At 48.6% G+C, this 11,891-nt stretch carries 10 protein-coding genes and 2 pseudogenes; 5 read left to right on the top strand and 7 right to left on the bottom strand.

Annotation, left to right across the window (positions count from 1 at the left end; all coding sequences use genetic code 11):
• Nucleotides 1–9: 9 nt before the first annotated feature.
• The 7 genes and pseudogenes from AC58QG_RS25470 to AC58QG_RS25440 form a co-directional block, all read right to left on the bottom strand.
• Nucleotides 10–1,188: a beta-ketoacyl synthase N-terminal-like domain-containing protein gene (locus AC58QG_RS25470; RefSeq protein ID WP_497364899.1), complete on the bottom strand. Its 1,179-nt coding sequence runs from the start codon at nt 1,186–1,188 to the stop codon at nt 10–12.
• A gap of 273 nt (nt 1,189–1,461) precedes the next feature.
• Nucleotides 1,462–2,142 (bottom strand): ABC transporter permease, encoded by a 681-nt coding sequence (locus tag AC58QG_RS25465; protein WP_497364898.1) that lies wholly within the window; start codon nt 2,140–2,142, stop codon nt 1,462–1,464.
• Nucleotides 2,123–3,058 carry an ABC transporter ATP-binding protein gene (locus AC58QG_RS25460; RefSeq protein ID WP_497364897.1) on the bottom strand — a complete coding sequence of 312 codons (936 nt, stop codon included), beginning with the start codon at nt 3,056–3,058 and terminating at the stop codon, nt 2,123–2,125. The genes AC58QG_RS25465 and AC58QG_RS25460 overlap by 20 nt, the downstream gene beginning before the upstream one ends.
• A 14-nt stretch (nt 3,059–3,072) precedes the next feature.
• On the bottom strand, nt 3,073–4,008 hold the full coding sequence (locus AC58QG_RS25455; protein WP_497364896.1) for a sensor histidine kinase: 936 nt from the start codon (nt 4,006–4,008) through the stop codon (nt 3,073–3,075).
• Nucleotide 4,009: 1 nt separating this feature from the next.
• On the bottom strand, nt 4,010–4,708 hold the full coding sequence (locus AC58QG_RS25450) for a response regulator transcription factor (RefSeq protein ID WP_497364895.1): 699 nt from the start codon (nt 4,706–4,708) through the stop codon (nt 4,010–4,012).
• A gap of 71 nt (nt 4,709–4,779) precedes the next feature.
• Nucleotides 4,780–5,574 (bottom strand): ABC transporter permease, encoded by a 795-nt coding sequence (locus AC58QG_RS25445; RefSeq protein ID WP_497364894.1) that lies wholly within the window; start codon nt 5,572–5,574, stop codon nt 4,780–4,782.
• A 10-nt stretch (nt 5,575–5,584) separates the two neighbouring features.
• Nucleotides 5,585–6,298 (bottom strand): annotated as a pseudogene (locus AC58QG_RS25440) (ABC transporter ATP-binding protein); the annotation flags it as partial.
• 470 nt (nt 6,299–6,768) lie between these two features.
• On the opposite strand from AC58QG_RS25440, the gene AC58QG_RS25435 reads away from it, so the two are divergent.
• From AC58QG_RS25435 to AC58QG_RS25415, 5 genes and pseudogenes are all read left to right on the top strand, one after another.
• Nucleotides 6,769–7,755 (top strand): substrate-binding domain-containing protein, encoded by a 987-nt coding sequence (locus AC58QG_RS25435; protein ID WP_497364893.1) that lies wholly within the window; start codon nt 6,769–6,771, stop codon nt 7,753–7,755.
• Nucleotides 7,752–9,212 (top strand): sensor histidine kinase, encoded by a 1,461-nt coding sequence (locus AC58QG_RS25430; protein WP_497364892.1) that lies wholly within the window; start codon nt 7,752–7,754, stop codon nt 9,210–9,212. Before AC58QG_RS25435 ends, AC58QG_RS25430 begins: the two co-directional genes overlap by 4 nt.
• Nucleotides 9,094–10,251 (top strand): response regulator, encoded by a 1,158-nt coding sequence (locus tag AC58QG_RS25425; RefSeq protein ID WP_497364891.1) that lies wholly within the window; start codon nt 9,094–9,096, stop codon nt 10,249–10,251. Before AC58QG_RS25430 ends, AC58QG_RS25425 begins: the two co-directional genes overlap by 119 nt.
• Nucleotides 10,188–11,228: pseudogene (locus tag AC58QG_RS25420) on the top strand (sugar porter family MFS transporter); the annotation flags it as partial. The gene AC58QG_RS25425 and the pseudogene AC58QG_RS25420, both read left to right, overlap by 64 nt.
• 163 nt (nt 11,229–11,391) lie before the next feature.
• Nucleotides 11,392–11,883: an SRPBCC family protein gene (locus AC58QG_RS25415; RefSeq protein WP_497364890.1), complete on the top strand. Its 492-nt coding sequence runs from the start codon at nt 11,392–11,394 to the stop codon at nt 11,881–11,883.
• Nucleotides 11,884–11,891 lie beyond the last annotated feature (8 nt).

Here is an 11,891-nt window from a genome sequence, read left to right as displayed (position 1 = left end):
AATCACCTCTCAGTCAATCTTGGTGACAAATAGACATGTGTTGTTGCCCCCGTATCCATGTGTGGTAATCGCCACACTTTGGATGTTCTGATACCGGGTTTCGAGCACAATGGGCAGTTCTTCGAATCCTTCACCATTGGTTTTTATCGTCGGAGGTATGAAGCCGTATTCCATACTTATTAGGGAAGAGATCACTTGAATGACCCCCATAGACCCGAGTGTGTGTCCTGTCATCCCTTTAATTGAAGTGATCGGAACCGATGGACCAAATAAGGTCTCATGGGTGATGCTTTCTACCCGGTCGTTGATCTTCAATCCGAGGGCTTGACTGTTGACATAGGTCGGCGTATGTCCGTTGACTGCGCTACGAAGGGCTTGCAGCATATTTTGGCCGGTCTCATCGCTTTGTAGAATGGATGTGCCTTCATTGTAAGAAGCAGTCCCTTTGATTACGCCGTAAAGCGAGGCTCCTCTAGCTTTAGCTTGCTTCTCGCGCTCTAATATAAGAACACCGGCCCCTTCGGCCAATACAAATCCTTGATGAGCATTGGAAAATGGAACGCCGGTTTCATAAACATCAACATCGGGTGTGATCCCTTGAATTTTTAAAAACCCCATCATACTCCAGTTCGTAATGGCCGCATCTGAACCCCCGACCACGCACACATCAGCCATCCCGCTTTCAAGGAGAAGCTTCCCCATACTAATGCTATCTGAGCTCGACGTGCAGCCTGTAGTAATTGTATAAACTTGCCCTTGGATGTCCAAATGATGAGCAACTGCCGATGATAAACTGTGCGCATTAGCTAATGCAACACTGTGTATAGGTATTTTCTCGTATTTGGCACCGCCAGTAGAATATTCTTCAATTTCTGAGATACCTGCTGCGGAAGTACCCAAAATCACGGCAATACGCAGGGAACCCCTGTCGACAATTCCCGCCATTTCCATGGCATCATCTGCCGCTGCCATGGCAAATCGAGACATTCTTGGATAACGTTTAAGGTTTTTACCCCGGACCACTTTAAAATCGTTATCAATAATACCGCAAACAAAGTCTAAATCGTTGATCTGGCTCTTAACAACGCGATGCGTGCAGATACCATGCTCCAAGACAGTCTTAAATTGCATCTTATTATCAATATGAGGGGCTTTGATACCATACCCCGTGATTACTACATTATCCACAATAAATCCTCCACAAAGCTCCAATTAGTAAAAATTTGCTTTCCTTAATAAAATTCGATAGATTTCTACAGAATCCTACTTCATCTGAAATATGGTTCTTAGTACCTACTTGGCTATTTCAGTTTTATTCGACAATAAAAATGCACAACCCTGCTTACATGAAATGTGTAATTGAAGAGATCATTTTATTGAAAAGGGAAAAAGACCATCTGAGAAGATGGTCTTTCCTCGTTCCTGCATGTTTTTCCAAATAAAATACTCTCTCACATCCCTCTACAACTGGCTCCTCCGCACGCCCGCGTACGCCATGATAACCCCGATAGTGAAGCACATCAAGGCTGCTGTCACGTAGGTTCCGTAACTATCTTCGACAGAGATGTTATTGACAATGACCATTGAAGCGTTAGATAGAAGAAATGAACTTACAATTAATGCAGGCATCGTCTTCCGTATCATGCCGAAATAGAGCGGAATCAGCGATATACTCCCGCAGGTAAAGGCGAAGATCAGCATGCGAATCGCTTCTTTCATAAGCCGATCGTTTGTCAGTGTTTCGGTAATGTAATGATTATGTGAATTGGCTACCAGGAGTGAGCACACTACGAAAATATTGTCGATTAACACCGTAGCGAAGGTCCAAGCTCCGATAATGATCAATTTGGCCAAGAAGATCTGATTACGAGGCACAGGGTAGGCGAAGAGAAGGGTAATCGTTTTGTTCCGATACTCGTCAATGACCATTCGGGACATAAGTACGGAAGCGAAAATAATGAAGGTAATTCCAGCATAGTTCATGATGCTCAGGAATGCTCGGTCATAGCTTCTGATTTCATTATTTGGCACGTCGTTACCTATGACCCATAGCGCTACCATAAGATTGGTGATCACGGCGCTAAGCAAAAGCCCTCGCCACTTCGTTTTCTTTAGCTCCAGCTTAATGAGCTTCCATAGCATCACGGTTTCCTCCTTCGATGACCCCGAGGAAATAGTCTTCGAGCGAGCGGGTCTTTTTGTTCAGCGCCTCAACGCCAATCTCATGCTGCACAAGTAAGCGATTCAGCTCGACAGGTGCAAGGCGTGGATCATAGATCCGTATCGTGCTGCGATCCATAATTTTATAATTGAGGATAGCCAGCTTATCTTCTAGAACAAGCACAGCACGCGGCACATCCGTAACGACAATTTCTGTATACTCGTTATGCCGTCCACGAACCTGTTCCATGGATACCTCTTCAAGCAACTTGCCATGGTTGATGACGCCAATCGTATCGGCCAATTGCTCAATTTCCTGTAAAATATGGCTAGAAATGAGCAGTGTCATGCCAAATTCCTTGTTCAACATACGAAACAGATCACGGATTTCACGAATCCCTGATGGATCCATGCCATTGACAGGCTCATCAAGGATGAGCAGCTCGGGCTTCGTGCAGATGGCCCTGCCAATGCCAAGACGCTGCTTCATACCCAGTGAAAAGTCCTTCACAGGCTTATTGCCAATGTCGGGTAGTCCAACAAGATCCAGTGTTTCACGTATGGCATTTTTATCGTAATAGCCCATATATTCGCAGTGCAGCTTTAAATTAGCGTGTGCAGTCAGATGGTCATAGAAGATAGGATACTCAATAATATTGCCCATCCGTTTCATCGTTTCGTAAGAGCGGGGGGTAAGTGGAGCGCCGAACAATTCGATTTCTCCCCTGGTTGGCGCGATTAGATTTGTAATCATACGCATGACGGTTGTTTTGCCCGCACCATTCGGACCGAGAAAACCGTAGATCTCGCCACGACGAACGCGCATATTGACACCGGAGACAACTTCGGTCTTTTTATATGTTTTAGACAATTGTTTGGTTTGGAGAATGATACTCATGGGTCAGGTTCCTTTCAAAAGCGGATAGTGGGAAAACGGACCGTAAATACGGTCTTCACATGGGGAATACTCTGCAGGGAAATACGCCCCTCCATGAGTTCGACTAACCGCTTCGTAATCGTGAGACCCAGGCCGCTGCCTTGATAGGTTTGATTTCTGGAATCCTCCAGCGTATAAAGCCGCTCGAATACATTCAGGCGATCTCGCTCGCCAATGCCCTTACCTTGATCCCAGACCTCGATATAGACACTTGTCTCATCTTGCCGCAGCGCGATGCCCACAATACCGCCTTCCTTTCCGTAACGGATTGCGTTGGATAGGAGATTTTGCAGCACACGTCCGAGTGCTTCGGTATTGCCGTACACATAGATCGGCTCTTCTGGTATCGCGACGTCCACATCGAGGCCGTGTGCCTCGATGAGCTCGTAGTAGAACAGAATGCCGTTTCGGCAGGCTTCACTCAGATTAACTTTGGACAATGGGACAGGTCGATCACCTGATTCCAGACGCGCCAGATCGAAAAATTGGTTCGTCAGATTGAGGATGTCGAGCGTTCTCTCGTGAACCTTGATGGAGAGTCGCTTGCGCTCCTCATCGCTCGCAGTGAGATCGTACGCAAGGGTCTCTGCCAGACCCAGTACAACCGTAAGTGGTGTTTTCAAGTCATGGGACATGTTGGCAACCATTTTCTTGATCGCATTTTCCTTGCGGGTATAGTCGGCTTCCACTTTGCGATTGGCATCGAGGAGTCGGTTTATGGCAATGAGTAAGCTTTGGAGCTGACTGGAATCGGTATGGATATGAACTTTCTCTGAGGATTCCTGAGTGAGAATGTCAGTTAGCTTCGTTTGCAAATAGCGGAGATGACGTGATTGGTCGACTCTGATCTTCAATTGAACGATGGTAAGTATCCCAAGAAGGATACACAGGCTGGGCCACACAAGATTCATCTCAGAAATCCCCCATTTTGTAACCGATCCCCCATACGGTCTTGATGTACCGTGGGTGCGCAGGATCATCCTCAATCTTATCTCGCAGTCGGGAAATGTGGACCTGAATAGCATTGACATCATCATAATAAGCGTCATTCCAGACCGAGCGATAAATTTGCTCCTTGGAGAAGGCGCGTTTGGGATGAGACATTAATAGCTTTAAGATTAAAAGCTCCTTCGCTGTGAGGCTAAGGGGCGTGTCATTTTTGGTCACGAGATGCTCATCTGGATGTAGCGTCAGTTCATGGATACGCAAGAGAGTTTGTTCAACACTTGCCGGAGGTGAGGCATATTGGGAAACCCGCCGCAGAATTGCTTTTACCCGTGCTGACAGCTCGATGAGGGAGAAAGGCTTCCCCAAATAGTCGTCAGCCCCGAAGCCGAGCCCCAGCGCTTTCTCTACATCACTGTCCTTCGCGGACAGAATGAGCACCGGCACGGTGCTTCCACTTCGTACCCTGCGCAGCACCTCCATGCCGTCCACCCCAGGCAGCATCAGATCGAGCAAGATCAGATCGAAGGCTTCCTCGGCAAAGAGCCGCAGCGCCGCTTCCCCATCTGGGGCATGTCGAACGGTGAGACTCTCTTTGAGCAAATGATTTTGGACCATTTCAGCAATAGCGGGGTCATCTTCTACAAGCAAAATGTGATTAGGCATCTCGTTTCCACCTTTACTTCAATTGCTTCCAGTATACTGCTTTACCCACTCATAATGAAACGGATGCAGCCTTAAATAGAAACATCGCGCTTCGCAAATACCAACCAAGCTAGAGCGAGGAATAGCAGCTGATAACAGGCTAACATCATCAATGAAAAAGACAAAGACATACTGGCCATAAGCGGTCTTCCATCCAAATAACTCAGCAAATTCGTATTGGCGAAAATCAGGAATTTGGACCACTCAAATTTTTTGAGGACGTAAGCAAGCTGTCCACCTGTTAATAAGAAAAATAGCGAAATCCCGATGGCCATGGAGCTCGCGCGGAACACAGATGAGAACATGAATGCAAGTGTGACCATGACGATTAATTCAATACCGCTGTAGCCAACTGCTTGCCAGACGTAAGAAGCGTTTGAGATTTGAGCCCCATTATGAAGCTCGGAAGCACCATCAAATCCGAAAAGGATGCCACCTGTCAGAAAAGTGGTCAGTAACAGCAATATCGTAAGGCCCAACCCGAACAAGAGGACGGTCGCGAACTTGGAAAACAAGATCGTGGAGCGGCTGAAGGGGCGGATCAACAGCATTTTGATGGTACCTCCAGAGAACTCGGATGCGACAATACCGGCGGCAACGATAATCGTAAACAAGGTGACAATATCCATGAGATTCGGAATGGCGGAGAGAGTCAAATCTAAGAACTCCCACACATTGTTCACCGTAAGCTCATCTTGGTTAGCATATTTACACAGGAAGCCTGCCGCGATAACAAGTATCGGAATGAAGGTAATCATTACCCAGCTACCGATTTTGGTGAAGATTTTAATGAATTCATTTTGAAGTAGTGTTCCTATATTACGCATGGGTAGCAACCTCCGTAAGCCTGATATATTTCTCTTCAAGTGTCTGAGTTTCCGTCGGAGTCTGTAAGTCAGCAAGGGTGAAGGTCGATCGGAAGCGGCCTTCCAATACGACACCGAAGCGGTCGCACATTTGCTCCATTTCGGCGAGTAGATGAGAGGAAACCATCACCGCGATGCCTTCTTCGGCGGCCAGCTGGCGGACGAGCTGGCGCATTTCACGAATGCCTGCGGGGTCAAGACCGTTGGTTGGCTCATCGAGGATGAGCACAGAGGGCTTATGCAGCAAGGCCTGAGCAATCCCGAGTCGCTGGCGCATGCCAAGCGAGTACGTCTTCACTTTATCGTGAATACGGGCGGTAAGCCCAACTAGCTGCACGATCTGGTCGATGCGGCTCTGCGGGACACCCTGCGCCATGCGGGCGAATTGCTTGAGATTCTGCATCCCTGTCAGATGTTTGTACAGCTCGGGATTCTCGACGATAGCACCGACGTGCCGAATCGCGTCCTGGAAGCTGCTGCGAATGCTGTGTCCATGAATGATGACATCGCCGTCGCTCATCTCGATCAGGCCGACCATCATGCGGATGGACGTCGTTTTGCCAGCCCCATTTGGTCCGAGGAAGCCGAAGACCTCCCCAGGGAAAAGATCAAAAGTAATCTGATCCACAATGTTTCTATTTCGAATCCGTTTCGTCAGATTGCGTACTTCGACTACCGGTTGCATGTTCATGTGCGTACCTCCAATAAGTTTCATACGCTTATCTTACTAGACACATCATGCAGGACTCTTTCCTAAATCTTACGAAAGTCTTTCGGAATGAAAGGAATCCAAGGAATACAAGGAGGTGTTAGCGTACCTAGGTATTCTGTTCTGATTCTGAAGACTCGCCGGTTTCAACTAACTGGAAAAACTACAGCTAATTCCGCGGATTGTAACGTAAGCCGGCGATTAACTGGAAAAACTACAGCTAACTCGACGGCATGTGTTCAATTGAGCCTGATATGGAGGAATTACCTGTAGGAAATCCATCTAATCAACAATCGGAGGCGATGTTGGCGAAAATAGATGGAGGTTTTCCAGCTAAGCTTACGCCCGTCGCGTGGAAAACATTGCATGTGCAGCTCTCCCCGTGCTCATACTAATCACCAAGCGTTCCTCCTGGAGGACGAATGCGCTGATGAGGAGGTGACGGAATGCGAAGTAGAAGCTGGACGCTGGGACTGCTCGGCTTATTTCTTCTTATTTGCTACGTCATGTACCAATTTCTCACGTCCACGCTGAATATTGACCAGCTCGTTGGGCAGATGGAGCAGAATAGCGAGGCTGAGAAGCCGTTCAAGCACGTGGTGCTCATCGCGCAAGAGTTGGACAATCCGTTTTGGCGAACGGTAGAGAAGGGCGCGAATGAGGCCGCGGCAAGCCGTGGCATGAAGATCGACTACTTGGGTCCAATTCGGATCAACCCTGCGGAGCAAACCAATCTTCTGGAGAAGTCAATCGCAGCTAAGCCGGATGCTATTCTTGTGCAAGGGATTAGGGAGCCGCAGTATGACGTGCTTATCAGCAAAGCGATCGATCAAGGTATTCCAGTGATCACGTTAGATGCAGATGAGCCAGCCAGCCGAAGATTGACCTATGTAGGCACGGATAATCGGGAAGCAGGCAAACGGTTAGGGGAGCTTGTGGTAGGAGCTGCAGTCGGTAAGGGGCGCATCGGTGTCATTATCGGCAGTCAGCTGGCCGAGAATCAGCAGCAACGCCTAGAGGGATTTCGCTCTGTCATTGCGAATATGCCTCAATTTGTGATTGTGGATATCCGCGCATCGAATATTTCACGTATTCAGGCTGCGAAGCATACGGAGGCCATGCTGATGCAATATCCAACCATTCAGACGATGGTGGGGTTCAGCTCCTTAGATGCCGCAGGCATCGTGGAAGGGGTGAAGGCGGCGCATCGAGAGGGCACGCTTGTGTTCGGTTTCGATGATATCACAGCGACAAGGCAGGGAATCAGCCAAGGAACCATCATGGCTTCCGTCGTGCAACAACCCCATGAAATAGGTTCAGTATCTGTACAGCTATTAGCTTCTCATTTCCAAGGGAGCACATTACCTAAGCAGTATTTTACAGGCACCTATATCCTAAATGCGACGACGCTAGCCCCGGTCAGCTCCCCATGAACATACGCCGGATGCTGTTTATTGTGCTGCCAGCGCTGTTTATTTTGAATAATGCGGTATCGTATTTCATCTTTCATAGCGGCAGAGCCGTGCAGGAAAGTTACAATGTAATGCTCGATCGGGTATTATTATACAAACAAATTGCCGGGCAAACGCAGGATAACCTCGGTGCTATGAATAGCTACTTAGTGGATCGGAGTGAAGACAGCCGGTTGGCGTTCTTGCATCAGAAGGATGGACTGCAGGTACTTCAGCAGAAATTAGCGGCACAAAACACAATCCCGGCTACTGACCTCACTTTCCGCAGCTATACCCATATGGTAGACACATTCATCGCGCAAGAAGCAGGTGTTATCCAAGCAGCCAGCAGTCCAGATACATTGGCCTATACGGCCTTCTATGAAGAAGCAGAGCGGACAGCTGCATTCATACAGGAGGAAGGCTACCAATTGATCGATTTGGAGTTGAGCTACTATCAGCCGCTCTATCGGCAAATTCTGATTCAAACCGAAGGGATGAACCAATGGGGTGTCGTGATTTTCATCCTCAATACTTTGATTAGTATCGTACTTGCCTATCGCATCTCTCTGGGCATCTCGCGGCCAATAGGACAGCTAGCACACGTGGCACAGCAAATGTCGGACGGAGATCTGCATGCCCCCATTCCTCAACTGAGCTCAGAGCATGAGTTCAGCGTGTTAGCAAAAGCTTTTGGGCACATGCAGGATAACCTCAAGGAGCTCATTGTGAAGGAAACCGAGGGACTGGAGAAGGACAAGCAGTTGAAAGAAATGGAGCTCGAGGTGCTGCAAAATCAAATGAACCCGCACTTTCTCTTCAACTCCTTGAATGTGCTATCTAAGCTCGCCCTGTTGGAGGGCGCTGAGCAGACGAGTGATTTGACGGTCACCATGTCCAATCTGCTCCGCTATAACCTGCGAAAGCTGGATCGCCCCGTGCGGCTCAGGGATGAAGTGGAGCATGCGAAGCAATATTTCACCATTCAGCAGGCAAGGTTCCGGAATCGTATTCAGTTCGTGATGGAAATTGATGAAGGTGGACTGGATGTTCCCGTACCGATGCTTACGTTGCAGCCGATACTTGAAAATGTATTCGTGCATGGCATCGAGGGCATTGAAGAAGGAGCCGTGATTCAGCTCACGATTACTCGTGGGGGCGATGAGACACTAGTCGCGATATCGGATAATGGGGTGGGGATGAGCGAGGAGGTCCGTGCAGCTCTGCTTGATTTGGAAGGCGATCCGCAGCTTTCTCATGCTCATGGCCAGTCTACGGGCTTAGGAACACGGAATGTGTTCAGGCGTTTAGCTTTATTTTATGGCAAAAAGGATCTCGTCCGCATTGAAAGTGATCCTGGCCAAGGGACGACGGTTGTCCTGCGGCTGCCTGCCGAAGGAAAGGAAGTTGGAGATGTATCGCCTACTGATCGCCGATGATGAGGCGTTAGAGAGAGAAGGCATCGAATGGATTGTCAATCGTATGATGCCGAATACGTTCGAAGTCATTCATGCGGAGAATGGCCGCACGGCGATCCAAAAAGCGGATGAGCTCCGTCCGCATATCATCCTGATGGATATCCGTATGCCGGGTATTCAGGGCTTGGAAGCCCTAAAAGAAATCAAATCGGGGCATCCACAGACGAAAATGGTGTTAGTAACCGCCTATGAGCAGTTCGAGTATGCCCAAGAAGCCCTATCCTTAGGGGTCAAGGAGTACCTCGTCAAACCGGCAAAACGGGATCAGATCGTTGAGCTTCTGCAGCGCTTAGTTGCTGAAATTGAGCAGGAAGGACGGAAGCGGGAGGGGGAGCTCGCGATGCGGGATAAGTACTTCCAGCTGCTCCCGCTGGCAGAGACCGAAATGGCCCTGGTCATTATGTCCGACACTGTGAATGAAACGGATGCCGGGTATTTGGCGGATATTTTGGAGCTATCCATCGAACAAGGGTGTGGGCTAGTCCTTGCTCTGCCCGAGCTTGGGCATACATCCGATAAGGAATTAGGTGCCGCTAAGAAGAAAATGTACGAAACCGTCAAAACCTTCACGAAGGGTTATCTCAAGAATCGCATTGGATGTGTGGTTAGCTCGATGGTGCATGGGCATATGGCCATTTTTCTATTGGATCGGGCGCAGCAGAAAGCCAATGCGCTGCGCGAAGAAGCTGCTGCTCTTGGTGCAAAGCTCATAGAACATTTGCGTCAGGTACGCGGGATTGACGTTAATATAGGCATTGGTTCTACTCGGCATGAGATAGAGGGCATCCGGACGTCCTACTTTGAAGCCGTATTTGCTGCGACATATGATAAAAAGTGGGGCAACCTGCGGTCCTTCGAGGAACTGAAAGGTCTCCCTGCGGAAAGGGAGCGAGGCTTGGTCGACCCGCGCGCAGCTGATAATTCGTCGGAGCGCACTTACGTGGAGGACTCGGTATTGGGATTACGTCGACGCTTTGCCCGCTCTATAACGCGGAAATAGCACCTGCGAAATATCGAGGCCGTCTGGTGGCATTGAACCAATTTGCAACGGTAACAGGGATTTTCCTCGTTTACTTCATCAATACCAGCATTGCGAATCATTCGGATGAGGCATGGAATATTGCGACAGGCTGGCGCTGGATGTTCGGCTTCGGGGCACTCCCTGGTTTAGTGTTCTTAGTGCTGCTGTTCTTCGTACCCGAAAGCCCAAGATGGTTAATCAAGCAAGGTAGAGCGGCGGAGTCTCTGCCGATCCTATTGCGCATTCATGGGGAAGAACTGGCTAAGAAAGAAGTGCTGGAGATTAAGGAATCTTTTAAACAAGAAAATGGCTCGATCCGCCAACTGTTCAGCCCGGCGTTAAGGCTTGCGCTAATCGTTGGTGTTGGTTTGGCTGTTCTCCAACAAGTTACAGGCATCAATGCGGTGATGTACTATGCGCCTGAGATATTTAAACAAACAGGCACAGGCACCAATGCTGCGTTGACGCAGACTATTCTGGTCGGATTAATTAACTTCCTCTTTACAATCCTTGCGATATGGCTCATTGATAAAGTGGGTCGGAAGGTGCTATTGCTGGTCGGATCCGCTTCAATGACAATCTGCTTAGCGGTGATCGGGATCGCGTTCCACACGGGTCATACTTCAGGAAATCTTGTTCTCGTCTTTATCCTACTCTATGTAGCTTCCTTCGCGGTGTCCTTAGGGCCCGTCGTTTGGGTGATCATGTCCGAAATTTTCCCGAATCGTATTCGCGGCAAAGCAACAGCGATTGCTTCGATGGCGCTGTGGATCGCAGATTATGTGGTCTCGCAGACGTTCCCACCATTGCTTAGCTCTGCAGGTCCGGCGATGACCTTCTGGATTTTTGGTGTCCTCTCCTTAGTGACGTTCGTCTTTACCATGCGTGTTGTGCCTGAAACGAAGGGCAGATCACTGGAAGAAATTGAGTCGCTATGGTCCGCGAAAAAAGCATAATAGCGTGAAACAGAAAGGCCGGGGCCCTAACCTCGGCTTTTTTGCTATATTGGTTGAGTAGTGCGATCGGCGTTATTTCTTGATTGAACAAGCATCTACAGGTAAGATGAAGTTAAGAGTAGTGTTGTCCTTTTAAGATAGGAAAAGATAGAGGAGGCATCGTATGATAGCTGATCTGCAACCCGCCCAAGGTGGATATTTGGCTCGATATGAGCGTCATTGGCAGCATGATGTGAAGGATGTATGGTCATGGTTGACGGAAAACGATAAGCTTACACAATGGTTCCCCGAGTTAGAAGTGGAGGAGCTCCGCGAGGGCAGCGTGATCAAGTTTAATATGCCAGACGGCACGTTTATTCCCATGGAGATTCTGGAGCTTACTACACTTCGTGTATTGGCCTTTACCTGGGACGAAGATCGCGTTCGTTTCGAACTCCAAGCGGAGCCAGACGGTGGATGTCACTTCGTATTCAGTGAATATTTACATAAAATTACGGAGCACACACCAAGAGATTTAGCAGGTTGGCACGTTTGCTTTGATGTGATGGAGGCTTTGTTGGAGGGAAGAACCATTACTTCGCGTAAAGAGATGTGGAATGCTTGGTATGTGAAGTATAAACAGCTGACAGATGCAGTCCTAACGAACCAGGCGTAATACATAGA

It is taken from the genome of Paenibacillus sp. J22P169 (genome assembly GCF_059691995.1).
Note: the sequence above shows the minus strand (reverse complement) of the source record. Positions and strands in the feature narration are given on the sequence as shown.